Source organism: Phenylobacterium sp. (assembly GCF_036563285.1).
In the GTDB taxonomy this organism is placed as follows: domain Bacteria; phylum Pseudomonadota; class Alphaproteobacteria; order Caulobacterales; family Caulobacteraceae; genus Phenylobacterium.
The window spans coordinates 913459-939563 of the sequence record NZ_DATCMR010000011.1; the positions used below are offsets into that span (position 1 = coordinate 913459).

The 26105-nt window shown below is 71.1% G+C and carries 26 protein-coding genes and 1 tRNA gene; 10 read left to right on the forward strand and 17 right to left on the reverse strand.

Translation table 11 applies throughout. From position 1 onward, the window contains the following. The first annotated feature begins 2 nt into the window (after positions 1 to 2). From VIL76_RS15255 to VIL76_RS15265, 3 genes are all read left to right on the forward strand, one after another. Entirely contained in the window at positions 3 to 584 is a 582-nt protein-coding gene (locus VIL76_RS15255; RefSeq protein WP_332045886.1) for an AAA family ATPase, read from the forward strand. A gap of 67 nt (positions 585 to 651) precedes the next feature. Then, complete coding sequence (locus tag VIL76_RS15260; RefSeq protein ID WP_332045887.1) at positions 652 to 1719, forward strand: hypothetical protein; 1068 nt, start codon at positions 652 to 654, stop codon at positions 1717 to 1719. A 103-nt stretch (positions 1720 to 1822) separates the two neighbouring features. Further along, entirely contained in the window at positions 1823 to 2791 is a 969-nt protein-coding gene (locus VIL76_RS15265; protein ID WP_332045888.1) for a radical SAM/SPASM domain-containing protein, read from the forward strand. Here VIL76_RS15265 and VIL76_RS15270 read toward each other — a convergent pair. Together VIL76_RS15270 and VIL76_RS15275 are read right to left on the reverse strand one after the other, a co-directional pair. Then, positions 2788 to 3189, reverse strand: coding sequence for a Zn-ribbon domain-containing OB-fold protein (locus VIL76_RS15270; RefSeq protein ID WP_332045889.1), 402 nt, complete (start codon positions 3187 to 3189; stop codon positions 2788 to 2790). The two genes, VIL76_RS15265 and VIL76_RS15270, sit on opposite strands and share 4 nt — an antisense overlap. Positions 3190 to 3191: 2 nt before the next feature. Continuing rightward, complete coding sequence (locus VIL76_RS15275; protein ID WP_332045890.1) at positions 3192 to 4388, reverse strand: thiolase domain-containing protein; 1197 nt, start codon at positions 4386 to 4388, stop codon at positions 3192 to 3194. Positions 4389 to 4493: 105 nt separating this feature from the next. Here VIL76_RS15275 and VIL76_RS15280 point away from each other — a divergent pair, with 105 nt between their 5' ends. Both VIL76_RS15280 and VIL76_RS15285 read left to right on the forward strand, forming a co-directional pair. Continuing rightward, positions 4494 to 6035, forward strand: a complete 1542-nt coding sequence (locus tag VIL76_RS15280; RefSeq protein WP_332045891.1) for a class I adenylate-forming enzyme family protein — start codon at positions 4494 to 4496, stop codon at positions 6033 to 6035. Between the two features lie 79 nt (positions 6036 to 6114). Further along, complete coding sequence (locus tag VIL76_RS15285; protein ID WP_332045892.1) at positions 6115 to 6537, forward strand: PaaI family thioesterase; 423 nt, start codon at positions 6115 to 6117, stop codon at positions 6535 to 6537. A 13-nt stretch (positions 6538 to 6550) separates the two neighbouring features. Here VIL76_RS15285 and VIL76_RS15290 read toward each other — a convergent pair. After that, a tRNA-Ser gene (locus tag VIL76_RS15290) sits at positions 6551 to 6640 on the reverse strand. Positions 6641 to 6800: 160 nt separating this feature from the next. On the opposite strand from VIL76_RS15290, the gene VIL76_RS15295 reads away from it, so the two are divergent. Continuing rightward, positions 6801 to 10130: a transcription-repair coupling factor gene (locus VIL76_RS15295; RefSeq protein ID WP_332045893.1), complete on the forward strand. Its 3330-nt coding sequence runs from the start codon at positions 6801 to 6803 to the stop codon at positions 10128 to 10130. Here VIL76_RS15295 and VIL76_RS15300 read toward each other — a convergent pair. The 6 genes from VIL76_RS15300 to VIL76_RS15325 form a co-directional block, all read right to left on the reverse strand. Then, the gene (locus tag VIL76_RS15300) at positions 10127 to 10354 is read right to left on the reverse strand and encodes a hypothetical protein (RefSeq protein WP_332045894.1); all 228 of its coding nucleotides are present in this window, start codon (positions 10352 to 10354) and stop codon (positions 10127 to 10129) included. The two genes, VIL76_RS15295 and VIL76_RS15300, sit on opposite strands and share 4 nt — an antisense overlap. Beyond that, positions 10351 to 11565: an LLM class flavin-dependent oxidoreductase gene (locus VIL76_RS15305; protein ID WP_332045895.1), complete on the reverse strand. Its 1215-nt coding sequence runs from the start codon at positions 11563 to 11565 to the stop codon at positions 10351 to 10353. The genes VIL76_RS15300 and VIL76_RS15305 overlap by 4 nt, the downstream gene beginning before the upstream one ends. 12 nt (positions 11566 to 11577) lie before the next feature. Continuing rightward, positions 11578 to 13254, reverse strand: coding sequence for a carboxylesterase/lipase family protein (locus VIL76_RS15310; protein ID WP_332045896.1), 1677 nt, complete (start codon positions 13252 to 13254; stop codon positions 11578 to 11580). A 121-nt stretch (positions 13255 to 13375) separates the two neighbouring features. After that, the gene (locus VIL76_RS15315) at positions 13376 to 13804 is read right to left on the reverse strand and encodes a GxxExxY protein (protein WP_332045897.1); all 429 of its coding nucleotides are present in this window, start codon (positions 13802 to 13804) and stop codon (positions 13376 to 13378) included. A gap of 142 nt (positions 13805 to 13946) precedes the next feature. Further along, on the reverse strand, positions 13947 to 15200 hold the full coding sequence (locus VIL76_RS15320) for an MFS transporter (RefSeq protein ID WP_332045898.1): 1254 nt from the start codon (positions 15198 to 15200) through the stop codon (positions 13947 to 13949). Positions 15201 to 15258: 58 nt separating this feature from the next. Continuing rightward, positions 15259 to 16434 (reverse strand): DUF3089 domain-containing protein, encoded by a 1176-nt coding sequence (locus VIL76_RS15325; protein ID WP_332045899.1) that lies wholly within the window; start codon positions 16432 to 16434, stop codon positions 15259 to 15261. A 109-nt stretch (positions 16435 to 16543) separates the two neighbouring features. Between VIL76_RS15325 and VIL76_RS15330 the strand changes: the two genes are divergently transcribed. Further along, positions 16544 to 18151 carry an SMP-30/gluconolactonase/LRE family protein gene (locus VIL76_RS15330; RefSeq protein WP_332045900.1) on the forward strand — a complete coding sequence of 536 codons (1608 nt, stop codon included), beginning with the start codon at positions 16544 to 16546 and terminating at the stop codon, positions 18149 to 18151. 3 nt (positions 18152 to 18154) lie between these two features. Here VIL76_RS15330 and VIL76_RS15335 read toward each other — a convergent pair whose 3' ends face one another. From VIL76_RS15335 to VIL76_RS15345, 3 genes are all read right to left on the reverse strand, one after another. Beyond that, the gene (locus tag VIL76_RS15335; protein ID WP_332045901.1) at positions 18155 to 19024 is read right to left on the reverse strand and encodes an SDR family oxidoreductase; all 870 of its coding nucleotides are present in this window, start codon (positions 19022 to 19024) and stop codon (positions 18155 to 18157) included. Between the two features lie 2 nt (positions 19025 to 19026). Next, positions 19027 to 19323: a hypothetical protein gene (locus VIL76_RS15340; protein ID WP_332045902.1), complete on the reverse strand. Its 297-nt coding sequence runs from the start codon at positions 19321 to 19323 to the stop codon at positions 19027 to 19029. Positions 19324 to 19441: 118 nt separating this feature from the next. Further along, positions 19442 to 19699 carry a GlsB/YeaQ/YmgE family stress response membrane protein gene (locus VIL76_RS15345; RefSeq protein ID WP_332045903.1) on the reverse strand — a complete coding sequence of 86 codons (258 nt, stop codon included), beginning with the start codon at positions 19697 to 19699 and terminating at the stop codon, positions 19442 to 19444. Between the two features lie 224 nt (positions 19700 to 19923). Between VIL76_RS15345 and VIL76_RS15350 the strand changes: the two genes are divergently transcribed. Next, the gene (locus VIL76_RS15350) at positions 19924 to 21219 is read left to right on the forward strand and encodes a hypothetical protein (RefSeq protein WP_332045904.1); all 1296 of its coding nucleotides are present in this window, start codon (positions 19924 to 19926) and stop codon (positions 21217 to 21219) included. 57 nt (positions 21220 to 21276) lie between these two features. Here VIL76_RS15350 and VIL76_RS15355 read toward each other — a convergent pair whose 3' ends face one another. The 3 genes from VIL76_RS15355 to VIL76_RS15365 all read right to left on the reverse strand — a co-directional run bounded on the left by VIL76_RS15355 (position 21277) and on the right by VIL76_RS15365 (position 22931). Next, a complete protein-coding gene (locus VIL76_RS15355; RefSeq protein WP_332045905.1) occupies positions 21277 to 22275 on the reverse strand; it encodes a retroviral-like aspartic protease family protein in 999 nt (332 codons plus the stop codon). After that, positions 22272 to 22622, reverse strand: a complete 351-nt coding sequence (locus tag VIL76_RS15360) for a hypothetical protein (RefSeq protein ID WP_332045906.1) — start codon at positions 22620 to 22622, stop codon at positions 22272 to 22274. Before VIL76_RS15360 ends, VIL76_RS15355 begins: the two co-directional genes overlap by 4 nt. A gap of 63 nt (positions 22623 to 22685) precedes the next feature. Beyond that, positions 22686 to 22931 (reverse strand): hypothetical protein, encoded by a 246-nt coding sequence (locus VIL76_RS15365; protein WP_332045907.1) that lies wholly within the window; start codon positions 22929 to 22931, stop codon positions 22686 to 22688. A gap of 101 nt (positions 22932 to 23032) precedes the next feature. Between VIL76_RS15365 and VIL76_RS15370 the strand changes: the two genes are divergently transcribed. Further along, entirely contained in the window at positions 23033 to 23464 is a 432-nt protein-coding gene (locus VIL76_RS15370; RefSeq protein ID WP_332045908.1) for a hypothetical protein, read from the forward strand. Positions 23465 to 23553: 89 nt separating this feature from the next. Continuing rightward, a complete protein-coding gene (locus tag VIL76_RS15375; RefSeq protein WP_332045909.1) occupies positions 23554 to 23862 on the forward strand; it encodes a hypothetical protein in 309 nt (102 codons plus the stop codon). Here the strand turns inward: VIL76_RS15375 and bla are convergent. Next, positions 23859 to 25037 (reverse strand): class A beta-lactamase, encoded by a 1179-nt coding sequence (gene bla / locus VIL76_RS15380; protein ID WP_332045910.1) that lies wholly within the window; start codon positions 25035 to 25037, stop codon positions 23859 to 23861. The two genes, VIL76_RS15375 and bla, sit on opposite strands and share 4 nt — an antisense overlap. A gap of 51 nt (positions 25038 to 25088) precedes the next feature. Next, the gene (gene dmeF, locus VIL76_RS15385; RefSeq protein ID WP_332045911.1) at positions 25089 to 26036 is read right to left on the reverse strand and encodes a CDF family Co(II)/Ni(II) efflux transporter DmeF; all 948 of its coding nucleotides are present in this window, start codon (positions 26034 to 26036) and stop codon (positions 25089 to 25091) included. Positions 26037 to 26105 lie beyond the last annotated feature (69 nt).

The following is a 26105-nucleotide window of genomic DNA, read 5'->3' on the forward strand; positions in this document are numbered from 1 at the left end:
CCATGCGCATCATGGTTGTCGGGACCTCCGGGTCGGGCAAGACGACCATGGCGCGGCGGCTGAGCCGGGCGCTCGGCGTCCCGCATGTCGAGCTGGACGCCATCAACTGGCAGCCGGGCTGGGTCGCGCTCACCGACGGCGACGAGGCGGAGTTCGTTCGCAGGGTGGCCGCCGCGACGGCGGGGGAGGCCTGGGTCACGGACGGCAGCTACACCCAGACGTGGCCGGTGCTACTGCCGCGGGCGGAGGCTGTGGTCTGGCTCGACTACCCGCGTCGCCTGATCATGCGCCGCGTAATCCAGAGGTCCTTCGTCCGCGCGCTCACGAAGGAGGAGCTCTGGCCGGATACGGGCAACCGGGAGGAGTTCCGCCGCTGGCTGGACCGCGAGCACCCCATCCGCTGGGCGTGGGACACCTACAAGGCTCGCCGGTCCAGCTACGAGGCCCGTCTGGCGCAGGCGGTCGCGGCGGGCGCGCGGGTCCACCGGCTGCGGCATCCGCGGGAGGAAGACGGCCTCTTCCGCACGCTTTCCGGGGGCCCCGCCAAAAAAGCCGCAGGCGCAAACGCCGAAATTTTCGTGTAATGCGCCGGGCCTAGTAGGTTTGCTGAACGCCGGTCGGAGAGCCGGCGACTGGGAGGATCGTTTCGACATGCGTGTCCGTGCTTTCGCGCTCGCCTTCACTGCGCTCACCGTCATCGCCGCGGCCCCGGCCGCCGCACAGGCCCAGGCCGCCAGCCCGGCCGCGAAGACCGCCTACAAGGCGCCGCGCACGCCGTTCGGCCAGCCGGACTTCCAGGGCATCTGGACCAACAAGACCATCACCAACCTGACCCGCGATCCGAAGCTCGGCACCCGCAACGTGCTGACGCCGGCCGAGGCCGAGGCGCTGGAGCGGGCCACCCGCGAGCAGGTGGCCCGCGCCGACGCGCCGACCCCGCCGGAGACCTCCGTCACCGACCTGAAGAACGCCAACTGCGGCCCCGACGGCATCTCGGGCTTCAACTGCGGCTACAACCAGGGCTGGAAGGATCCGGGCTCCAGCGTGATCGAGCTCTACGGCGAGAAGCGCGCCTCGATCATCACCTCGCCCGCCAACGGTCAGTTCCCGCCGCGCAAGGCCGGCGTGCAGCGGGCCGCCAACCGCGCCATGCCGGCGCGGACCGACAACCCGGAAGGCTTCTCGCTCGGCGAGCGCTGCCTGCTGTCGTTCGGCTCCAGCTCGGGCCCGCCCATGCTGCCGCTGATGTACAACAACACCTACAACATCGTGCAGACGCCGGACGAGATCGTCATCCAGGTGGAGATGGTGCACGACGTCCGCCACATCCGCCTGAACTCGAAGCACCTGCCGCCGTCCATCAAGCAGTGGATGGGCGATAGCATCGGCTGGTGGGAAGGCGACACCCTGGTGGTCGAGACGACCAACTTCCGTCCCGAGCAGGGCCTGCGCGGCGGCAACATCAACCAGAAGGTCACCGAGCGCTTCACCCGCATCGGCCCGAACAAGATCGCCTACCAGTTCAAGCTCGAGGATGACGGCTACGAGGCCCCGATCGTGGGCGAGGTCGCCTTCAACCGCGAAAACGGCATGATCTACGAATACGCCTGCCACGAGGGCAACTACGGCCTCGAGAACATGCTCGCCGGCGCCCGCGCCGAGGAGAAGTCCGGCCGCAAGGTGGCCAGCAACGCCAGCGACGCCGACGGCGAGCAGTAACCGATCGCGCGGGCGGGTGCGGCGTCCTGCTGCGTCCGCCCGCGTGGCCCGGCCCCGGCTGCCGTGGTAAGCGCGAACACTCCTTCAGCGCAGGCGCCCAGGCATGATGTACGTCGGTCCCGAGATGTTCGTCGAAGTGACGGACCGGGACGTCGCGCGCCGGGTGTTCAAGGAGACCGTCAGCCGGGTCGAGATGGAGACCCACTCCTACTGCAACCGGCGCTGCTCCTACTGCCCCAACGTGGTCGGTGACCGGCTGGGCCCCAACCAGCTGATCCCCGAGGACATCTGGCAGACCATCATCGGCGGGCTGGAGGAGATCGAGTACGACGAGCTCCTCGTCCTCAACTACTACAACGAGCCGCTGGCCGACCGCTCGATCCTTGCGCGGATCCGAGAGGCGCGCACGCGCCTGCCCAAGGCGCGGATCATGATCTACTCGAACGGCGACTACCTGGAGCCGTCGCTGATCGAGGAACTCGCCGACGCCGGGCTCAACTACCTGCACGTCTCCATCCACCTGAAGCAGGGGGACGCCTACACCGACCGCTACGTGCTGAACCGGATCATCGAGGTCTCGGTGCGCATGGGCATCCCAGCCCAGATCACCGCGCTGAAGTCGGCCCAGTACATCGTGGCCAAGGTCGCGCACCGCCGGATGGAGATCGAGGTCCGGGCGATCAATTTCTACCACCTGGGCACCGACCGGGGCGGCCTGATCGGCGACATCCACACCGCGGCGAAGCGCAAGGACTCCTGCTTCTTCCCGTTCGCCCACTTCGTGGTGTCGTACAACGGCCTGGTCGCGCCCTGCTGCCACATCCGCAGCGACCGGCCCGAGCACGAGGCCTTCATCTACGGCAACCTGCGCGACTACGGCTCGATCTTCCAGGCGTTCACCAGCGCCCCGGCCGCGGCCTGGCGGCGCGAGCTCTCCAGCAGCGACGAGAAGCGCTCGCCCTGCGACACCTGCTCGGCCGGCGTGCTGACCAATGCGGACTCGGTGAAGATCGTCGCCGCCGCCCACCAGCGGCACGTCCTGGGCGCGCCCGCGGCGGCCGGGTCCAGCTAGGCGGGCGCGAACACCGGCGCGGGCGGGCCGCCGCCCTCGGTCTCCTGGAACTTCACCTTCACGCGCATGCCGATGGACAGCCCGTCGGGCGCGACATCCACGAAGTTCGTCAGCACCGCCGGGCCTTCATCCAGCGTCACGTAGCCGATGGCGTAGGGCCCGGTCGGCGAGCGGTGCATGACCGAGTAGGTGTAGACCACCCCCTCGCCCGGGCTCTCGGCCCATTCGATGTCGCTCGATAGGCAGGTCGGGCAGGTCCCCCGCGGATACCAGAACGGCGTCGCGCAGGCCCGGCAGCGGGGCAGCAGGAAGCGACCCTCGGCGGCGGCGTCCCAGAACGGCTTGGTCTCGATCGACACCTGCGGCGAGGGGATCGGCCGGGTCATGTGTTCGCTCACTTTCAGGCCTCCCGCTCGAGGATCACCGTGGCGGCGCCGTGACGGGTGCCCAGCGAGCCGCCCGTGCCGTGCGCCAGCGCCAGGTCGCAGTTGGCCACCTGCACCTTCGGGTGCGCCTCGCCACGCAGCTGCCGGACCGCCTCGATCACCTTGGTGATGCCGCCGCGGTTGGTGGGATGGTTGTTGCACAGGCCGCCGCCGTCGGTGTTGAAGGGCAGCTTGCCGACGCCGGAGATCAGGTTGCCGTCGGCCACGAACGTCCCGCCCTCGCCCTTCTTGCAGAAGCCCAGGTCCTCGATCTGCATCAGCACGGTGATGGTGAAGCTGTCGTAGATCGAGGCGTACTTGATGTCGGCCGGCGTCACGCCCGCCTCCTCGAAGGCCCGCGGCCCCGACCACACCGCGCCGGAGTGCGTCAGGTCCAGGTCGTGGCCGCCCATGTGCCCCTTCGGAGCCTCGCCGGCCCCGATCACCCGCACCTTCGGCCGGTTCAGGCTCCTGGCCACCTCCGGCGAGGTGACGATCAGCGCGCCCCCGCCATCGGTCACCACGCAGCAGTCCAGCAGGTGCAGCGGGTCGGAGATCATCCGCGAGTTCACCACCTCTTCAACCGTGACCACGTTCTTGAGGTAGGCGTGCTCGTTCCACTGCGCGTGGTGCGACGCGGCCACCTTGATCCAGGCCAGCTGCTCGCTCGTGGTGCCGTACTCGTGCATGTGGCGCATGGCGCACATGCCGTAGGTGTTGTGGGTCGAGCCGCCGTAGATCGCCTCGAATCCGCTTTCCGGCGGCCCGTCCGACAGCCCCGCACCGCCACCGCCGCCCCTCAACGACGCGCCCGGCCGGTTGCCGCCGTTGCGCGGTCGGCCCGCCAGCGTGATCAGCGCCACGGAGCACTTGCCCGCGGCGATCGCCTGCGCCGCGTGGCCCACGTGGACGATGTAGGAGGAGCCGCCGGTCTCGGTGGAGTCCATGTGCCGGACGTTCTTCAGGCCCATGTAGTCGATCATCGACATGCCGCCGAAGCCGGGCGCATCGCCGGCGCAGAAGTAGGCGTCCACGTCGTCCTTCGAGAGCCCGGCGTCCTGCAGCGCCCCCAGCGCGCTCTCGGCGTGCAGCTGCGGCGTCGACTTGTCCGGCGCGTCGCGGGTGGGGTGCTCGAAGGCCCCCATGATGTAGGCCTTGCCCTTGATGCTCATGCCCCTTCCCGACGCTCGTTTGATGACGGCTTACCCGCCCGAGGTGACGAGCGGAAGGAGTGACGCTAAGGAAGCGCGCCAAACAGTTGTTTGAGGACGAGCGTCATGACCGCCGAGGACCTCCTGGCCCAGGATTTCGGGACCATCGCCGACGTGATCCGCGCCCAGGCGCAGGTGCTCGGCGACAAGCCCGCCCTCGTCGACGCCAGGCGCACCGTCTCCTACGCCGAGCTCGACGCGCTCATGGACCGGATCGCCGCCGCCCTGCAGCGCGACGGCGTGGGCAAGGCCGACGTCGCGGCCATCTGCGCCTCCTCGTCCGTGGAGTACGGCGCGGTCTTCTTCGGAACCTTGCGCGCCGCGGCGATCGTCGCCCCGCTGGCGCCGTCCTCCACGCCCGAGAGCCTGGTCGTCCAGCTCAACGACTGCGGCGCGAAGGTCTTCTTCCTCGACCGCCAGCTGGCCGACCACATGGCCGGCGTGCTCGACCAGGTCACGGCCACGCGCGTCAGCCTCGACGGCTCCGACGCCGGCCAGCCGTTGGAGGACTGGCTCGCGCCGGAAGGGTCGAAGCCCGTCCTGCACGAGGTCGAGCCGGACCAGGGCTTCAACATCATCTATTCGTCCGGCACCACGGGCGCGCCCAAGGGCATCGTCCAGCCGCACCGCATGCGCTGGGGCCAGATCCGGCGCGGGGTCTATCCGGCCGACGCGGTGACCATGATCTCCACCCCCCTCTACTCGAACACGACGCTCGTCTCCTTCCTGCCCACGATCTCCAACGGCGGCACGGCCGTGCTGATGCCGAAGTTCGACGTGAAGCAGTTCCTGGAGCTGTCGCAGAAGCACCGGGCCACCCACGCCATGCTGGTGCCGGTGCAGTACCGCCGGCTGATGGAATACCCGGAGTTCGACCGGTACGACCTGTCGTCCTACCGCATGAAGTTCTCCACCTCGGCGCCGTTCTCCGCCGAGCTGAAGCGCCAGATCCTCGACCGCTGGCCGGGCGGCCTCGTCGAGTACTACGGCATGACCGAGGGCGGCGGCTCCTGCGGCCTGCAGTGCCACGAGTTCCCGGACAAGCTGCACACCGTCGGCCGGCCGCTGCCCGGTCACGACATCCGGCTGATCGACGAGGACGGCCAGGAAGTCCCGCAAGGCGAGATCGGCGAAGTGGTCGGCCGCTCCGGCGCGATGATGGTCGGCTACCACAACCAGCCGTCCAAGACCTCCGAGGCCGAGTGGTGGAGCCCCGACGGCCAACGCTACATCCGCACCGGCGACGTGGGCCGCTTCGACGAGGACGGCTTCCTCACGCTGATGGACCGCAAGAAGGACATGATCATCTCCGGCGGCTTCAACATCTATCCGTCGGACCTGGAAGCCGAGCTCCACCAGCACCCGGCCGTGGTGGAAGCCGCCGTGGTCGGCGTCCCCTCCAAGGCGTGGGGCGAGACCCCGGTCGCCTTCGTCGCGGTGAAGGACGCCGTGGCCGCCGACGAGCTCCGCTCCTGGGTCAACGGCCGCGTCGGCAAGACCCAGCGCCTCGCCGACCTGCAGATCGTCGACGCCCTGCCGCGCAGCCACATCGGCAAGGTCATGAAGCGCGAGCTGCGCGACGCCTACCAGGGTCCCGCGACGGCCTGAGGCCGGTACAGAAGCTGCACCGGGGCTTGTCTTACGCAACGTCCGTCCCCCACCTGCGGCTGAACGGAGGTGGTGCGCGATGATGGAAGGCAACCAGGCGGCGTTCTTCGCCCAGCGGCAGCAGGGCATGCTCCCCGGCGAGCTCGCGATCGAGTGGGAGACCGTGGCCAAGGACGGCGCGGTCGGCCGCTTCACTGCGCAGAAGAAGCACATGGCCCCCAACGGCTTCATGCACGCCGCCTCGGTGATCTGCCTGGCCGACAGCGCCTGCGGCTACGCCTGCGTCTGCGCCCTGCCCGAGGGGGCGAGCGGTTTCACGACGGTCGAGCTGAAATCCAACTTCCTTGGCACGGCGCGCGAAGGCGAGGTGGTGGTCACCCGCGCCCGCATGGTCCACGGCGGCCGCACCACCCAGGTCTGGGACGCCGACGTCGTCAACGAGACCACCGGCAAGACCATGGCCGTCTTCCGCTGCACCCAGATGGTGCTCTGGCCGCGCTAGACGTCAGTCGGGATGGCGGAGAGGGAGGGATTCGAACCCTCGATACCCTTGCGAGTATGCCGCATTTCGAGTGCGGTGCTTTCAACCACTCAGCCACCTCTCCGGACCGGGTGCGGGGCGCCTGTCGAGAGAGGCCCTGCCGAGTGAGCGGCGGAACCTAGTCAGGAGAGTGCGCTCGCGCAAGAGCGTCGTCCGCCATTCCTCCACCATAGGAACAGCTTGTAAGTTCAGGTGTTCGCCCCTGGCAGAGGCCGGGGAGTTCCATGGACAGGACGCAGCTTGGCGCGGACGACAGCCCGGCCTATGCGGACGCGCCGCTGGAGCCTGCGCCTGCCGCGGCCCCGCAGCCTGAGTCCGCCAAGCCGCAGCAGCCCCCCGCCGCCTGGATCGCCCAGGCGCTGATCGGCCCGGCCGAAGCGGCCGCCAGGACGGGCCTCCTCTACGTCGCCTCCAGCGAGCGCCGGGCCGACGAGATCGGCCGCACGCTTCGCCAGGTCGGCCCCGAGGTCGAGGTGCTGGTCCTGCCGCCCTGGGACTGCCTGCCCTTCGACCGCGCCTCCCCGTCGCGTGAAGCGATGGGCCGGCGGATGGCCGTGCTCGCCCGGCTGTCCGAGCCGTCGGACGGCCCGCGCGTGCTGGTGGCCAGCGTCGAGGCGTTGATGCAGCGCATCCCGCCGGCCGAAGCCTTCGAGGGCGCCTTCCTCTGCCTGCGCACCGGCGAGAGGATCTCCCGGGAAGACCTGGAGGCCTTTGCCCGCCGCACCGGCTATGTCTTCGACGACCGCATCGACGAGCCCGGCGAGATCGCCATCCTGGGCGAAGTGGTGGACATCTTCCCGCCGGCCGGCGAGGCGCCCTTCCGCGTCGCGCTCACCGAAGACGGGGTCATCGGCGAGATCAAGCGCTACGACCCGCTCAGCCAGCGCACCGAGGCGCCGACGCGGCGGTGTCTGCTGGGCCCCGCCTCCGAGCTGATCCTCACTGGCGAGGAGGAGGTGGCGCGCGGCCCCGGCGTCGAGCATCGCGCGCCCGAGGTCTACGGCGAACTGCGAACCGTCTTCGATCTGCTCGGCGAGACCGCCGTCGTCCTCGATCCCAAGGCGCCCGCCCGCGTCGACGACATCGCCGCCCAGGTGCGCGAGGCCTACGAGGCGCACACCTCCCTGGCCGCCCTGGACCACGGGCGACTGCCGGCCCCGGACCGCCTCTACCTCGACGCCCAGGCGCTCGACGCCGCGCTCGCCAAGCTCAAGCGCGTAGAAGTCGACTCCATGGGCGTCGCGCGCCTGCCCAACTTCGCCCTGGAGCGGAACCCCGGCCGCGCCTTCGCCGACTTCGTGGGCCAGCGCCTCGACGCCGGCGCCCGCATCGTCCTGGCCGGCCTCGCCCACGAACTCCGCCCGCTCGCCCGCGCCCTCCAGCGTGGCCTCGATCGGACGCCGGATCGCCTGGAGCGCTGGAGCGATCTCGACGGCGCGGGGCCCCTGCTCGGTCTCACCGCTGACCTGGACGCCGGCTTCCAGGACGCCGCCCGGCGGCTCGTCGTCGTCACCGCCTCCGACGTCCTGGGTGGCCGCGTCGCCCGGCGCGGGGCGAGCGGCGCCGAAGCCCTGCTCGCCGACCCCGACCTGCGCGTCGGCGATGTCGTGCTGCACGAGGACCACGGCCTGGGCGTGCTGCGCGCCCTGGAACGCGTGGACGTCGACGGCGAGGTCCGCGACGCGGTGCGCCTCGAGTACCACGGGGGCGCCAGCCTGCTGGTCCCCGTGGAGGAGTTCGGCAAGCTCTGGCGCTACGGCGCCGAGGCCGACGCCGTGACGCTGGACCGCCTGCACACCGACGCCTGGTCGAAGCGCCGCGTCGAGCTCTCCGCCGAGATCGATCGCACCGCCGAGCACCTCGTCGGCCTCGCCAAGGCCCGGGCCGAGACCCGCGGCGAGGCTATCGAGCCGCCGCGCGCGGCGCTGGCCCGCTTCGCCGCCCGTTTCCCCTATCCGGAGACCCCTGACCAGGCGGCCGCCATCGAGGCCGTGCTCGCCGACATGGCCTCGGGCCGTCCCATGCGCCGGCTGGTCTGCGGGGACGTCGGCTTCGGAAAGACCGAGGTGGCGCTGCGCGCCGCCGCCGCCGCGGCGCTCGCCGGCAAACAGGTGGCCGTCGTCGCCCCCACCACCGTCCTCGCCCGCCAGCACTTCGAGACCTTCCGCCGCCGGTTCGCGGGGTTCGGGATCGAGGTCGCCCGGCTCTCGCGCCTCGCCACCCCCGCGGAGGCCAGGCAGGTGAAGGCCGCTCTCGCGGATGGCTCCGTCGGCGTGGTGATCGGCACCCACGCGCTCGCCGCCAAGGACGTGGCCTTCAAGAACCTCGGCCTCCTGGTCATCGACGAGGAGCAGCGCTTTGGCGCCAAGCTGAAGGCCGAGCTGAAGGCGCTCGCTCCCGACGCCCACCTGCTCACCATGACCGCCACGCCGATCCCGCGCACCCTGCAGCTGGCGCTGGTGGGCGTGGAGGATGTCAGCGTGTTGGCCACCCCGCCCGCGCGCCGCCGCCCGGTGCGCACCTTCCTGGCGCCTTATGACGCCGCGACCGTCCGCACCGCGCTGGCGCGTGAGAAGCAGCGCGGCGGCCAGAGCTTCCTGGTGGTCCCGCGCATCGAGGACATCGGCCCGATGGTCGACGAGCTGGAGCGCATCGCTCCCGACCTCACCACCCTCGTCGCCCACGGCGAGCTGCCGCCGGAAGAGGTGGACGAGGTCATGGTCGCCTTTGCGGCCGGCCACGGCGACGTCCTGCTCGCCACCAACATCATCGAGAGCGGCCTGGACGTTCCCCGCGCCAACACCATGCTGGTCTGGCGCGCCGATCGCTTCGGCCTCGCCCAGCTGCACCAGCTGCGCGGACGGGTCGGCCGCGGCCGCACCCAGGGCGTCACCTACCTGCTCACCGACCCGGCCGAGGAGATCGCCGAGGCCACCCGCGCGCGGCTCTCCACCCTGGTGGCCTTCGACCGCCTCGGTTCAGGCCTGGCCATCTCCAGCCGCGACCTGGAGATCCGCGGCGCCGGCGACCTGATCGGCGAGGAACAGGCCGGTCATATGAAGCTGATCGGCACGTCTCTGTATCAGCGCCTGCTCACCCGCGCCGTGCGCGTGGCCAAGGGCGAGATCGCGGGCCCCGACTACGAGCCGGAGCTCAACCTGGCGCTGGCGGGCCTGATCCCCGAGTCCTACGTCCCGGACCCCGTGGTGCGCATCAACCTCTACGCCCGCCTCGGTCGCATGAGCGAGGCGGAGGAGGTGGACGCCTTTGCCGAGGAACTGGAGGATCGCTTCGGCCCCACGCCGGCGGAAGCCGCCGCCCTCCTGGACCGCGCCCGCATCAAGGCGCTCGCCGTCGCCGCCCAGGTCACCCGCGTCGACGCGGGCCCGAAAGCGGTCGCCGCCACCCTGGCTGCCGGTAAGCCGCCGAAGCTGACGCTGGCCCCGGAGCCCACCTTCAAGGATGGCCGCATCCTCTGGCCTAAGCCCGCCGAGGACGGCGACGACCGCGCCGCCGACGTCCGCCGCCTGTTGGAGGCGCTCGCGGCCCGCTAGCGCTCAGGCCGCCTCGTGGTCATCCAGGCGGCGATGGCGATCGCGCCCAGCCCGATGCCCAGCAGCAGCAACGCGCTGAAGAACGGCCCCGGGAACACGCCGAAGACCGGATGTGGATCGGGCGCATTCCACGTCCGCCCGAGCAGCGGTCCCAGGCCGCCGATCAGGGCGATCAGCGCCGCGATCAGCGCGATCTGCTCGCCCGGCTTCAACGGCCGCTTCATGCGCTTTCCTTGTCCGGAACCGGCGCCTTGGTCAGGTCCACGGAGCGGTTGCCGTACCGCGCCGTGAAGGCGGCGGTGTCGATCTCCTCCAGCTCGATCTCCCCGGCCATCACCTTGGCCTTCCATTCCTCGTGGGCGGGGATGTTGGCGTGGAACTCCGGCATCACCTCTTCCGCGAACAGCTCGAGGCTGTCGCAGATGTCCTGGTGGCTGTTCCGGCCCGCCTGGTTGAGCAGGATCACCTGGTCGATGTGGCTGGCCTCGAATTTCCTGAGCTTCCGGCGGATGGTCTCCGGGCTGCCGATCAGCCCGCCCGCCAGGGCCGCGGCGGCGGCGTCCGGATTGGCCGCCTTCCACTTGTTGTACTCTTCCCACATGTCCACGGCGCCGGGCGGGGGCCGCTTGCGGTCGGGAGTGTTGTAGTAGCGCAGGCAGAACTGGAAGAAGGTCGCCCCGTCGGCTTTCTCGCGGGCCTCCTCGTCGGTCTTGGCGCACATGAACATCGAGACCAGCGCGATGTTCGGGTTCACCGGATAGTCGGCCAGCTTGTCCAGCCGCTTGGTCATCCCGTTGTAGTAGGCGTGCACCCAGGCGTGCGCGGCCTCGGCGCTGACGAACTGGAAGCCAAGGGCGCCGAGCCCCTTCTCGCCGGCATAGGCGATGGTCTGCAGCTGCGAGCACGCGGTCCACAGCGGCGGATGCGGCCGCTGACGCGGCTTCGGCAGCACGTTCCTAGGCGGGAAGTCGAAGTACGGTCCCTTGTAGGAATGGTTGTGCTTGGTGAACATCGGCACGAGGCAGCGCACCGCGTCCTCGAAGATCTCCCGCTTCTCCCCGAACTCCACCCCGAACGGCTCCAGTTCGGTGAGCGAGGCTGACTCGCCCATCCCGAACTCCACCCGGCCGTGGGAGACCAGGTCCAGCGCCGCCACCGAGGCGGCCACCTTCGCCGGATGGTTGGTGGTCAGGTGGAAGATGCCGTGCGCCAGCCGGATCTGCTTGGTCCGCTGGCTCGCCGCGCCCAGGAACACGCCGGGCGCCGAAGAGTGCGAGTACTCCTCCAGGAAGTGGTGCTCCACCTCCCAGGCGTAGTCGTAGCCCAGCCGGTCGGCGAGCTCGAGCTGGGTGAGCGCATCCTGGTAGAGGTTGTACTCGTCGTCCGGACCCCAGGGCCTGGGCAGCTGCAGCTCGTAGAAGATGCCGAACTTCATCGCGTTCTCTCCTTAGGCCGGGGTGTCGCCGCCGCGCTCGCCGGGCCGCGGCAGCTCGCTCTGCCGGTCCTGCTGCGAGCCGAAGCTGAGCATGAGGCGCCGCTGCTCGCCGCGCGGGTCGTTCTCGATCCGGCTCCTGGGCTCGTCGAACACCATCGCCGGCCGGGTGCGGGCGTTGTAGACGGGCCACGCCGGCAGGCCGGGCGCCGAAGGCTTGCCGGTCTTGGCGAAGTTGGCCCACGCCGCGCTCATCTCGTCGGCCAGCTTCTGCGCCTGCGGCGTCACCGGCCCCACCATCAGGGGCGCGTTGGCCAGGCTGTCGAAGACGAACGGGATCTCCTCGGCGTGGGGCGTGAAGTAGCGCCCGTTCTGCACCGGGGTGTGGCGGTAGAAGGCGTAGTAGTAGGCCGGCGCGCCGCCCTGCGCCGCCTTCCGCTCCGCCTGGATGGTGGAGTCCAGGAAGTAGCTGCGGTCGGTGGCCGCCATGTAGAGGATTTCGGCGCGGCTGCTCTTCGGATAGAGCCGGCGGTAGGTCGCGAGCACGCGGCCGGCGTGCTCGCGCGGAACCCAGTTGCCCAGCTCCCGCGTCAGGCCGGCGTCGTCCAGGGCATCCATCGCCGGGTCGCCGCCCAGGAAGGCGGACTGCTCCGTCCGGTTCGTCCCGATCATCATCGGGATGTTCCTGCTCATCCCCGGCGCATCAGGCTCGAACGGGTGGCGGGGCAGCAGCTTCCCATCGACCACCGGCCGCCATTGGCCCAGGCCCGCGCTGGCCTTCGCGCCCGCCCGCTGCAGGTCCTCGAGCGGGACCTCGTGGATCTTCCGGATGTCGCCCGGCGCGATGGAAAGCTCCGCCAGCAGCCGCCGCGCCTTCTCCCGCGCCAGCGCCTGGCCGTCCATGCGCAGGGCCGAGCCCGACTGCACCACCGCGCGGTGGAACAGGCCCTTGGCCGGCTCGAACGCCATCATCATCGAGGTCTTGCGGCCGCCGCCGCTCTCGCCGTGGATCAGCACCCGGTTGGGGTCGCCCCCGAACCGCTCGATGTTGTCGCGCACCCACTTCAAGGCGAGCACGCAATCCAGCATGCCGACGTTGCCGCTGGCGGCGTACTGCGGCCCGTAGGCCGACAGGTCGGCGTAGCCCAGCACGTTGAGCCGATGGTTGATCGTGACGATCACCACGTCCTGCTTCCGCGCGATGTTGGTCCCGTCGTACCAGGCCGACGAGCCCGAGCCGGTGGCGAAGCCGCCGCCGTGCATCCAGAACAGCACCGCGCGCTTGCCGGTGGTCGACGGCGTCCAGACGTTCAGGACCAGGCAGTCCTCGCTCTGCGCCGGCGGCGTGCCCCCACCGGCGATCGGGCTCGGATGCCGCGCCGGCGCGCCCGCGGGCGGCGGCGGACGCGACGGCGCCGAGCCCCCCTGCGGCGCCGTCGGCCCATAGGCCAGCGCCTCGCGCACCCCGCTCCAGCCGGCCTTCGGCTTCGGCGGCATGAACCGGTTGGCGCCGGCCGTGCTCTCGCCGTAGGGAACGCCCTTGAAGATCAGCGCCCCGTTCCGGGCTGCGCCGCGCACGCGCCCCGCCGTGGTCTCCACCACCGGCTCCGCGCTCTGCCCCAGCGCCGGCGACGCCGCCACCCACAGCCCCCCCGCCAGCACCCACCGCCGGTTCAGCTCCAGCGAACCCATGGTCTTCCTCCTATCACCAGCGCTCTCGCGGCGCTTACCGTCACGTTAGACTGGAATTCTCCCGGCCGTCACTGCGCAGCCTTTCAACACGAAGACCACAAAGGACACGAAGACCGCGAAGCTAGCGGACGAAACGGCGAAGCCCTTGCCTGAGCTGGACGGCGTTGAAGTTGAGGAGGAAGCCGAGCCGCAGCCCCGAGAGCCTGAGATAGGTGAGCAGTTGCGCCTCGTAGAGGCGCGAAATGGCCTCGACAGCCTTCACTTCCACAATGACTGCATCGGCCACGACGAGGTCGAGCCGATACCCGGCGTCCAGCCGTAGTCCTTCATATTCGATGGGCAGACCGACCTGCCGCCGGACGACCAAACCCCGCCCTGCCAACTCGTGAGCCAGACAATGCTCGTAAGCCGACTCGAGAAGGCCAGGCCCCAGGGCGCGATGAACCTTGATCGACGCATCGACGACCTCGCGGCCGACCTTCTCGATCTCTGGCGGTAAGCGGAGCCCAACTTCGTGGTCTTCGTGTCCTTCGTGGTCTTCGTGTTTCAAGCAGCCCCTCCGCGCCTCAGACGTGACCTCCGCCACGCGACACGTCCGGTCGCACGGCATCGAGGGCGCGGCGCTGGTCGTCACCGCCGGCCATCTCGGCAGGCCCTTGTGGTTGGGGTCGCCGGTGCGGGTGCCGCCGGTGTCATCGCGTCTCCCCGTCGATCTCCGCGAAGCTCTTGCCCTTGGTCTCGCGCGCGATCAGGGCCGCGGCCAGGCTGATGGCCCCGGCGATGGCCACGTAGATGGCCACCGGCGTGGCCGAGCCGAATTCCTTCAGCAGGAACACCGCGATGATCGGCGCCAGCGACCCTGCGAAGATCGACGTGCCCTGGTAGGCGAGGCTCGCCGCCGAGTAGCGGATGCGGGTCGGGAAGAGCTCGGAGATGAAGGCTGCCTGCGGGCCGTACATGGCGGCGTGGAAGACCAGGCCCACCACCACCGCCGCGGTCACCGCCGGCGTCGCGCCGGTGTCCAGAAGCCGGAAAAAGGCGAAGGCCCACAGCGCCGTCCCCGCCGCCCCGATGACGTAGACCGGCCTGCGCCCGATCCGGTCCGACAGGCTGGCCCAGAGCACGATCGCCACCGACTGCACCGCCGCCCCGATCAGGATGGCGTTCAGCGCCATCTGCCGCGAGGCGCCCACCGTCGTGGTCAGGTAGGTGATCGAGAAGGTGGTGATGACGTAGTAGCTGATGTTCTCGGCCACCCTCAGGCCCGCGCCCACCGCCAGCCCGCCGGGCCGTTCGCGGATCGCCTCGAGGATCGGGGCGCGGTGGACCTTCTTGTCCTGCTGCAGTTCCTGGAAGACCGGGCTCTCCTCGACCGTGGTGCGCACCCACCAGCCCACGCCGATCAGCACCACCGAGAGCAGGAACGGCACGCGCCAGCCCCAGGCCAGGAAGTCGGCCTCGCTCATCAGCGCGGTCATGATGGCCAGCACGCCCGCGGCCAGCAGGTTGCCCGCCGCCACGCCCGCCTGCGGCCAGCTGGTCCAGAAGCCGCGCCGCGCGTCGTCGCCGTGCTCGGAGACGATCAGCACCGCGCCGCCCCACTCGCCGCCCACGGCGAAGCCCTGCACGAGCCGCAGCGCGATCAGCAGCAGCGGCGCCGCCGCCCCGATCTGGCCGTAGGTGGGCAGCAGCCCGATCAGCACCGTCGCCCCGCCCATCAGCATCAGCGACAGCATCAGGAGCTTCTTGCGTCCGATCCGGTCGCCGTAGTGGCCGAACACCAGCCCGCCCAGCGGCCGGGCCACGAACCCCAGCGCATAGGTGGCGAAGGCCAGCATGGTCCCGGTGAGCGGGTCCGAGTTCGGGAAGAACAGCTTGTTGAAGACCAGCGCCGCGGCGGTCCCGTAGAGGAAGAAGTCGTACCACTCGATGGTGGTGCCGATCATGCTGGCGGCGACGACCTTCCGAAGGCCCCGCCCGGTAACCGCCCCCTGCGCCACCCGCTCAGCCCCGCTCGCCGCGGCGCGTGCGCCAGGCCCGCGCCTGGTCGCGCACCCGGGCGATCAGGTCACCCATGGCCACCGGCATGTCGAGCGAGTGCAGCCCCCAGTCCGGCTGGATCTGCCCGTTGGCCATGTGGTCGCCGGTGATCTCGTCGGTGCGCGGGTCGGCCGGATCGGCGTTGACGCTGACGCCCAGCCGCGTGCCGGCGGCGTCCGACAGGCACTCGCCGCTGATCAGGCCCGGGACCTTCACGTAGCGCGTCTCGATCGGCCGCATGGGGTTCACCCACGGCTTCGGCGGCAGCGCCGTCGGGTGCATCGAGGTCGCCCCGAACACCGAGTCCATCACCGCCTTGCCGCCGCCCAGCCGCGCCGGGTTGGTGCAGGCCACCTGCATGCCCGCCTGGGTGGTGCGCCCGAAGCGGCTGTTGGCCGGCGGCGGCGTGGCCGCGCGGAAGCTCACATAGCTCATGACGCAGCCCGTCTGGCCGTTGCTGCGGCACAGCGGCATGGACTTGAAGTCGCCGCCCACGTCGCGCCCGGCGGGGACCAGCACATTGGTCCCGATCAGCAGCGCCGAGACGATCCTCGCCTGGTCCGGCTTGCCGTCGATCTCCTCCTGGATCAGCCGCTTCAGCACGCCCGCGCCCTGGCTGTGGCCGATCAGGACCACGCCGCGGCCCCCGTTGTCGCGGCGCAGGTAGTCGCGCCAGGCGTCGCGCACGTCGCCGTAGGCCAGCTCGCGGTCCGTCGCCATGGGGTTGCCGGCGGTGGCCGCCCTCAGCGCCGGGATGGTGATCTGCCGGTAGACCGGCGCGAAGATCCGGCACACCGAGCCGAACCGCGCCACCTGGCGGGCCACCGTGCCGATCTCCTCCGGCCCCGGGACCATGTCGGAGTTCGGGGTCGTGTCGGCCGAGGCGGTCGGATAGACGTAGAAGCAGTCGATCCCGGCGTTCGGGTCGCGCGTGAACGGCTCCAGCGCATAGGCGCCGTTCGGCCGGATCACGGTGGCCCGCAGGTCCACGTCGCAGGCGTCGCCGCTGCGGCCCGGCCGGCAGAGCCAGGTCTCGTCCTTCGTGTAGTCGTTCGGCCCCGGCCGCGCGCCCTGCGCCTGCACGTCCACCGCACCCACGCCCAGCGCGAGCGCAAGCCCCGCCATCCATCCCAGCCGCATCGTCTCCTCCCAGCCGTCCTTATGGTTGGGCCGCAGACCAGCACGCGGCCTTGCTCCCGCGCAAGCCTTGGTCCTTCATGCCGCCCTCAGTAGGGGGAGCTTTAAGAACATGCGCGCCGCCGCCGCCGCGATCCTGGCCCTGGTCCTCGCCGCCTGCGCCAGCGGGCCCAGCCCCGCGCCGGCGCCTGCGCCGCGGCCCTGGATCATGACCAAGCTCGTGCAGGGCTCGGCCTTCCACGGCGTGCACGGGATCCGGCTTTCCCCCGACGGCCAGCTCTACGCGGGCTCGGTGGCCGGCCAGTCGCTCTACCGCATCAGCCCGGAGACCGGCGGCGCCACCCTGGTCGTGGGCCCGCCGCAGGGCCAGGCCGACGACATCGCCTTCGGTCCGGGCGGCCAGATGGTCTGGACGGCGATCTCGCAGGGGATCGTCTACTCGCGCCGCGGCGACGGCCCCGTCGAGGTGCTGGCCCGCATCCCCTCGATCAACTCCATCGCCTTCTCCCGCGACGGCCGCCGGCTGTTCGCCGCCCAGGTGTTCGGCGGCGACGACCTCTGGGAGCTGGACCCCACGGGCCAGAAGCCCCCGCGGAAGATCCGCGAGAAGATGGGCGGCTTCAATTCCTTCTGGCCGGGCCCGGACGGCTGGCTCTACGGCCCCCTGTGGTTCAAGGGCCAGGTGGTCCGCGTGAACCCCGACACCGGCGAGCTGGTGGTGGTCGCCCAGGGCGTCGGCACGCCGGCTTCCGTGAAGTTCGACAGCCGCGACAACCTCTATGTGATCGACACCGCCACCGGCCAGCTGTTGCGCATCGACCGCGCCAGCGGCGAGGCCCAGCTCGTCGTCCAGCTGCAGCCGTCGCTGGACAACTTCACCATCGGGCCGAACGACCACGCCTTCGTCACCAACATGGCCGACAACGGCGTGCAGGAGATCGACCTGCGTGGCCAGCGGATCCGCCAGGTGATGCGCGGCGCGCTCGCCTACCCCATCGACCTCGCCGTGGCCGGCGGCCCCGACGGCGAGACCCTCTACGTCGCGGACAGCTTCGCCTTCCGCGCTGTCGACGGCCGCTCGGGCGTGGTGCGCGACCTGGAGCGGGCGCACGCCGCGGGCTCGCGCCTGACCTATCCCAACGCCGTCGGCGCCGGGCCCCGCCACGCGGTCGTGCCCGCCGGGACCAACGTGCTGCTCTACGCCCACGGCGCGGGTGGCTACGCCTCCACCCTGCGCGGCTTCGGCGCGGTGGCCGACGCCGTCGAGCTCGCCGACGGCGACGTCCTGGCGCTCGAGCGTTCGGGCCGCCTCGTCCGGGCCAGGGGCGAGGCCAAGACCGTGGTGGCCGAAGGCCTCACGGGCGCGATCAGCCTCGCCGCCTCCGCCGACGGCCGCGTGGCCTACGTGTCCCACCCCGCCGCCGGGAAGATCACCCGCATCGACCTGGCCAGCGGCGCCAGGTCGGACGCCGCCACCGGGCTGGCCATGCCGCGCGGGATCGCCGTCGCGCCCGACGGCGCCGTCGTGGTGCTGGAGGTGGGCGCCAAGCAGGTGAGCCGCATCCTGCCGAACGGGGCCAAGGAGGTCGTGGCGCAGAACCTGCCGGTTGGCCTGATCACCACGCCGATCCCCGCCGCCGGCGGCGTCGCGGTCGGGCCCTCAGGCACCATCTACGTCGCCTCCGACGTGGAGAACGCCATCTACCGGATCAGCCGCTAGCCCCTAGAGGATCGGCTTGCCGCCGGTCACCGCCACCGTCGCGCCCGAGACGTAGGACGCCTCGTCGGAGGCCAGCATCACATAGACCGGCGCGCATTCCGCCGGCTGGCCGGGGCGCTGCATCGGGACCTGCTTGCCGAAGTCCTTGACCTTCTCCATCGGCATGGTCGCCGGGATCAGCGGCGTCCAGATCGGCCCCGGCGCCACGCAGTTCACCCGGATGCCCTTCTCAGCCAGCATCTGGGCGAGCCCGCCGGTGAAGTTCTGGATCGCGCCCTTGGTCGTGGCGTAGGCCAGCAGGTTGGGGGAGGGGCTGTCGGCCTGCACCGAGGTGGTGTTGATGATCGAGCCGCCCTGCGGCATGTGGGGGACCGCCGCCTTCGACAGCCAGAACATCGCGTAGATGTTGGTCCGGAAGGTGTAGTCCCACTCCTCGTCGGAGAACTCGTCCACCTCGTCGAAGGTGAGCTGGTGGGCGGCGTTGTTCACCAGCACGTCGATGCGGCCGAATTCCTCCGCCGCCCGCTGCACGATGGCCCGGCAGTGCGCCGCGTCCGAGATGTCCCCGGGCATCAGCACCGCCTTGCGCCCGGCCTCCTCCACGAGACGCTTCGTCTCCTCGGCGTCCTCGTGCTCGTTGAGGTAGCTGATCAGCACGTCGGCGCCCTCGCGCGCAAAGGCCAGCGCCACCGCCCGTCCGATGCCGGAATCGCCGCCGGTGATGATCGTCTTCTTGTCGAGCAGCCGGCCCGAGCCCTTGTAGCTCGCCTCGCCGTGGTCCGGCCTGGGGTCCATCTCGCGGGTCAGGCCGGGCGGATTGATGCGGTCCTGCCCGTCGAACGGCGGCTCGGGGAAGCTGTTGTCGTCGGCCATCGCTATTCCTCGATGTCGTCGTCGCCGAAGCGCTCGTCGGCGTCCGGCTCGGCCTCGCCGTCCATGGCGATCCGGGGACCGTCCGTGGAGCTGCCGGTGCGGTGGCCGTCCGGGGTCACGCCGGGCGCGTCCCAGGAGCGGGCGGTCTGCGCGGCCTCGCCGTGGTGGGCCCGGTCGCCGCCGGCCCCAAGGCCGCCTGCGCCATAGCCGGCGCCCTGCGCCGCCCCGTCACCTGATCCGGTACTTGGGCCGGTGCGCGGACCCTCGCGGTCTTCTGTGTCGCGGATGTCTTCGGACATGTCGTCACCTCGTGCCTGTCGGGGAGCCAACCGCGCGGCGAGGGCTTCGTTCCCCGCCCATGAAAAAGCCCCGTCCGGGGGGCGGACGGGGCTCTTCATCTCTCCTCGCGAGGCTGGGCTAGTAAGCCCGGCGGCCCCGCATGGCGTGGTAGATGAACAGGACGACCACCGCTCCGATGGTGGCCACCAGGATCGAATACAGGTTCACCCCGTCCACGCCCCCTCCGCCGAAGCGGGTGAACAGGAAGCCGCCGACGAACGAGCCGACGACGCCCAGGACGAGGTCCAGGATCAGGTTGCCCCCAGTGCGGTTCACAAGCTTCGAGGCGATGAAGCCGGCGATCAGCCCCAGCACGATCCAGGAAAGAATCGACATTCCAACTCTCCGAAAGCGCCGGATCCGGAAGAATGACCCCCGGTTGCCGGCGAGGTGGCCCAGAAAGGCTGCAGCGCCCCCTGCGGTTCCCCCGATGACTGCGACGTGAGTCCGGCCCGGCTTGGCAACCGAACGCCGGCCCTGCGAGTTGATGGCCTCCGAGGGGGAACCAGAGGGACATCGTCGGCGCCGGCAACGGCGCGCAACTCGTGGTTCTTGAAGACATGGCTTCCGAATTCCGCACCATCCGCCCCGCGGTCCTGGCCCTTGGCGTCAGCGCCGCCGCGCTCACCCTGGCAGCCTGCAAGGTGGACAGCCGCCCGCTGCTGGCCCGCAGCGAGCCCGCCTACCTGACCGGCGGCGTCCAGCCGGTCGGCTACGGCTACGACCCCGACGACCTCGGCCTGCCCTACGCCCAGCCGGCGCAGCTCATGCCGATCGACGACATGTACGACGGCTACGCCATCGCCGAGCGGGCCTACGCCTACGACCGCGCGGCCTACCGCACCCCGCCGGACTATGCCTTCCGCTACGGCGAGGCCGAGCCCTGGGCGTGGCAGATGGCCGACAACTCCCTGATGTTCGCCGAGCCGTACCAGGACGACTACCGGTTCTACTATTACGAGCCCGGCGAGGCTTACCCCTACTTCGTCCGCGACGACCGCTACGGCTACGCCTACGGCGACAACGGCGCGCTGATGGCCGTCCTCGACGCCACCGGCGCCCTGCTGCCCAACAGCCAGCTCTCGAGCCTGGCCGACATCGCCGGCCGCTACCTCTACCGAGGCCAGGCCCTGCGCGACGTCTACTACGACGCCCCCCACTACGCGGTCGCCGAGTCCGTCTGGATGGACCGCGCCCCGGTTCTCTACGCCTACCAGGAGCCCTGGATCGAGGTCGCCCAGGCCCAGCCGGTGTGGCGCCAGTACCGGGTCTCCAGCGGCGAGCAGTGGCTGCGCGCCTTCGAGCCCGAGCGGCTCCGCCGCGAGCGCATCGCCGCCCGCTACGAAGACCGCATCGACTGGGGCTCCGCCAAGGCGGTCCGCAAGGACCTAAAGGAGCAGCGCAAGTTCGAGCGCGAAATCGCCAAGGAAGACCGCAAGGCCTTTCGCGAGGTCGCCAAGGAGGACCGCAAGTTCGTCCGCGAGGTGGCCAAGGAGGACCGCAAGGCCTTCCGCGAGGCGTCGAAGGATCAGCGCAAGTGGGAGCACGAGCAGGCCCGCAACGCCTACCAGGCGTCGCGCCCCGCGGCGGTCGTGGTGCGCGAGCGCCATGACGACGGACACCGCGGCCGCGGTCGCGACGACCATCCGCGCCAGGTCGCCCAGTTCGAGCACCGCGGCGGCGGCGACGGCGGCGGCTGGAAGGGCGACAACCACGGCGGCGGCAAACACGACGGCGGGCCCAAGCACGATGGCGGCGGCAAGCACGGGGGCGAGGGCCACGGCAAGGGCGGCGACGGCCACGGCAAGGGCCATGGCGGCGGCGACGGCGGCAAGGGCAAGGGCGGCAAGGACTAGCCGCCCCCACCTCTCCCTCTCCCGCTGAACGGGAGAGGGAGCCGTGAAAGGCCCCCGCTACTCCTCCACCATTCCCGGCGCGGGCGTGATCCGCACGCTGCGGCGGCGGCGCTCCACCACCGGGAACGGCCCGGCCAGGAACATCCGCCCGCCGCCGTGGTCCAGCGTCACCCGGAACCGCTTCAGGATGCCGAGTCCCAGCAGCCCGTCCGGGATCGGTCCCTGCGGCGCGCGCGCGAACACCTGCACGTCCATGTCGTGGAAGGTGTGGCCGGCGAAGCTCAGGGTGCTGGCGCGCACGACCTCGTCGCGGCTCACCCCGCCCAGCGTCACAGACCGGCCCCGGCGAACGTGGCGTCCGTCCAGCAGCCCGGCGGCCTCGGCGGCGTCCCGCGCCAGGGCCAGGCCTGAGGTGGCGCCGGTGTCCACCATCACCTCCAGCGGGGCGGCCTGCTCGACCTGGATATCCGCCATCAGGGCGCCGCGCACGCCGCGCGCGCTCACCGCCCGGTCGTCGAAGCGCGGCGCCCAGTCGTCGCGGGCATGGAACGCCGCCCGCCCGGCCGGGAAGTCGATCTCCGCCACCACGGTCCTGAGCAGGTCCCGGCCGATCAGCATCGAGAACGGCCGCCGGGTCAGCCTGGCCAGGGCGTGCAGGTCCAGCGTCGCGGCCCGCAGGCCCTCGAGCTTCAGCGCCCCCATGTCCAGGTCCAGCCGCACCGAGCGGGTCACCGTCGGCGCCCCGCTCACGCCGAACGCCAGCATCGGGATCGGGCTCGCCTGCGGCAGCTTCAGCTCCAGCGCGAGCGCCGCGTCGATCGCCGAATACTGCGCCCCGGAGTCCACCACGATGCGGATCTCCCGTGCTCCGATGCGGGCCGGCAGCTCGATCATCCCGCCCTCGGGGAACGGTATCCAGCCGCTGGTGTGGCCGCCCGCCAGCGACACCTTCGGCGGCGGCCAGATCAGCCGCTCGCGCGCCAGCAGCAGCCCCGCCCCGGCCAGGCCCAGCACCCCCAGCTGGACGAGCAGGCCTCGGCGGGACGTGCGGCTCAAAGGGCGGTGAACAGGATGAGCGCCAGCACCGCGGCCGCTGCGACCCCGAGGATCAGGCCCATGGCCATCCCGCGGCTCCCGCCCGCCCGGGCGTTCGGCTGCAGCTCGGGCGTGGCGGCGTTGGTGGTGGCGCTGTTCGGCCGCCCGGCGGTCTCCTGCTCACGCGCCAGCGCGATCTGCTCAGGCGTCGGCGAGACGCCGCCCGCCTCGTCGTCAACGCCCAGCGGGGCTGCGGCCGGGTCGAAGCCCGCCACCTTGTCGCCGGTGCGCCCGCTCTGGATGTCGTCGCGCAGCTGCGCAGTGGTGGGGCCGCGCCCCTGGGATTGGCTCTGGTCCTGGTGGGTCATGATCCGTCTCGCTCCTGGGACACGAGATAACCGCGCGCGGGCGGCGCGGTTCACGCGCCTGACTTAAGCGTCAGGCGGATCCCGCAGCGAGCGGGCCAGGATCTCCAGGGTGATCCGCGCGGCCTGCCGCGTCTCGTCCTGTTCGCCCTGCTCGAAGGTGATCAGGCCGGCCTCGAACAGCTGGTCCAGCTCCTGGCTGGTCAAGAGGCCCTTGCGCTTCAGGGTCGACAGCGTGCCGACCACGATGGCGTGCAGCGCCGCCAGCATGCCGGCCCGTTCGGCCTCGGGGGAGATGGCGTTCTCGTCCATGGGGGCTCCGCTCGTCGTCTGATCCGCACATCGCAAGGCTGCGTCCGCAAGTCCAGCCGGGCTGTAGGAACTCTGGCCGGCTCAGCCAGTTGAAGCCCGCTATGCGAGCGAGACCCAATAATCCGTCCACCCGCTATTACACCGCCATCCGCGTCGGACTTGCCGCCTGGGCCGCCTTCTCCGGCCTCAACGCCCAGGCCGCGACCCTGGAGGACGTGAAGGCCGCCTTCGGCAACACCGTCCTGGCCACCTATCCCGACGGCCGCCACCAGCGCATCTGGCTGAAGGAGGACGGCGCCTACGAGGCCATCGGCCGCCGCGGCAAGCCGTCGGTGGGCACGTGGTCGATGAAGGGCGAGAAGGTCTGCCTCAAGCAGATCAAGCCGTTCCGCGCCCCCATCTCCTACTGCACCGCCTTTCCGGCGAACGGCGGCGTCGGCGCCACCTGGACCGGCAAGGACATCTCCGGCACGCCCATCAAGCTGACCCTCCTGAAGGGCGTCCAGCGCCCCACCGCCGGCGCCGGGACCTAGCGCGGCGGCAGAGTTGCTCCTGGTTTGTTGATCCCCAGGCCCCGAGCGGCTGTGGTAACGCTTCCGTGTTCGCAGATACGGGGACCGGCATGAGGAGCAATCCGCTCGACAACACCCGTGAGTTCAACCCGCGTCGTTTTCTGGGGTTCGCTGTCGCGTCCCTCGTGGTCCTGGCGGGCGCAGGCGTGATCGCGAACGAGCTCACCGAGACCCAACGCATCCACAACGTCAGGGCCTTCCTGCAGGCCCAGGGCTATGGCGACGCCCGCGTCGAGCCCATGCCGGGTAACCAGTGCTGGCGCGCCGCCGAGGGGTTCGCGTGGAAGACGCCCACAGCCCGTGGGACGGCCTGTGCTGGCCCGCGGGACAAGGTCGTGATGCGCTCGCTGGAGAGCTAGAGCGCCGGCTCCGTCGCCGCCTGGCCCTCGGCCACCACCTGGCCCACCGGCGCCGCGTTGCGCGTCCGCGCCCAGTGCGTCGCCAGCGTGCTGCTCGCGGCCTGGAAGAACGCCTGCCGGTTGCCCACCGGCTTGGCCGTCTTGCGCATCATCACCGCGATGGCATAGACGCGCCCGTCCGGGGCGGTGACCAGGCCCACGTCGTTGATGCCCACGGAGTAGCCGCGCCAGTCCTGGCCAGTCCCGGTCTTGTGGCCGAGCCGCCAGCCCGCCGGCAGGCCCGCCTTCAGGCGCCGCGATCCCGTGCGGCAGTCGTTCAGCAGGCCGATCATCACCTGGGTCGAGGCCGGCGAGAGCAGCTCGCCCCGGTGCAGCGCCGCCAGCGCCTGCACGATCCCCACCGGCGAGGCGCCGTCGAGCGGGTCCGCCAGGTAGGCCGCCATGGCGTCGTCGCGCACCTGGTTCGGCAGCCGCTCGCGGGCGTGCTGGAAGTTCCAGTCGACCCCGTACTCCGGCCGCCAGCTCATGCCGGCGATCTGCGCCTGCAGGTCGCGCTCGTAGGCGCCGACGCGGACGTTCTGCAGGCCCTTCTCCGAGAGCAGGCCGGTGACCGCGTCGGCCCCGCCCAGTTCGCGCATCAGCTTGTCGTTGGCCGAGTTGTCGCTCTCGGTGATCGCCCAGCGCAGCAGCTCGGCGATGCTCACGCTCACCGGCCGCGTGTCGCGGATCCTGCGGCCCAGCGGCTGGTAGAAGACGCTGCGGTCCTCCGCCGTCATCGAGACCACCCGGTCCAGCGTGGTCTCACCGCGGTCCACGGACTCCAGGGTCGCCAGCGCCACCCACAACTTCGACACGCTCTGCTGCGGGAACAGGGCGTCGCCCTCGACGTGGGCGATCCAGCCGCTCTCCACGTCCATGATCGCGACGCCCACCGGCTCCTTGTAGCGCTCGGCGAGGATCTCGATGTCCTTCTGCAGGTCGGCCGGCGCCGGCGGCCTGGGCTTCGGCGCCTTGGCCTTCTGGAGCTCGCCGCCGGTCATGGCGACGTCGCCGCCCCGGCCCTGCGCATGGCCGGCCACCCAGCCGGTCGTCCACGCCCCGCCTGCCGCCACCACGGCCACGGCCGCCAGCACCAGTGGCCGCTTGCGCGCCCGCGCCAGGAGATCACTCAACATCGACGCCATCAGAGCCCTAACGCACGAAGAGCGTCAAACGGGCCGAAGCTCCTAGTGCCGGTGGCCGTGCTCCGCCCCCGCGCCGCGGACCTCGATGGTCACGTGGCTGAGCCCCGGCAGGCCCGCCAGCCGCGCGCGGTAGGCCTCCACCGGCTTGGGATGGTCGTCGGTCACCACGGCGATCGCCGCATGGTGCCCCGGCCCCAGCCGCCACAGGTGCAGGTCGATCACCCGCTCGCCGTCCGCCTCCAGCCGGCCGCGGATCTCCGCCGTCAGCTCGGCGCTGGGATTGACGTCCAGCAGGGACAGCCCCGCGCGCTTCAGGAGCGTCCAGGCGAAGTGCCCCACCAGCGCTGCGCCCACCAGCCCGGCCAGCGGGTCGAACACCGCCCAGCCCAGGTACATGCCCGCCAGCATCGCGATCAGCGCCAGCATGGAGACGATGGCGTCCGCGGTCAGGTGCAGGTGCGCCGCCGTCAGGTTCAGGTCCCCCTCGCGGTCGTGCCGGTGCGACTGGCCGCCCGTGGGCCGGAGCAGCCACATGCAGACCAGCGTGATCGCCAGCCCGGCCGCGGCTATCGGGAAGGCGCTGACATAGTCCACCGCCTCCGGGGCCAGCAGCCGCTGCACGCTCTCCACCGCGATCAGCAGGGCGGTCATCGCCAGCACCACGGCGTTGGCGAACCCGGCCAGGTAGCCCAGCTTGCCGGTCCCGAAGGCGAAGCGCGGGTTCTCCGCATGGCGCCTGGCCAGCGCATAGGCGCCGGCCGCCACCAGCAGCGCCGCCACGTGCGCGGCCATGTGCAGCCCGCTGGCGGTCAGCGCCATCGACCGGAACGCCAGCCCGCCGGCAACCTGCGCCACCAGCGTCACGGCGCAGATCCCCGTCACGATCCAGGTGCGGCGCTCGTTGCGGCGGTGGTCGGCCCCCAGGTAGGTCCGGTCCTCGCGGAAGGCGTCCAGCGCCTCGCGGGCTTGTTGGGGCTCGGCCGTGGTCATCTGGTGTTACTAAATAACACCGGCTCCGCAGAACGCCACTTCATAACCGCCGGCCCTCGGCTTACATGC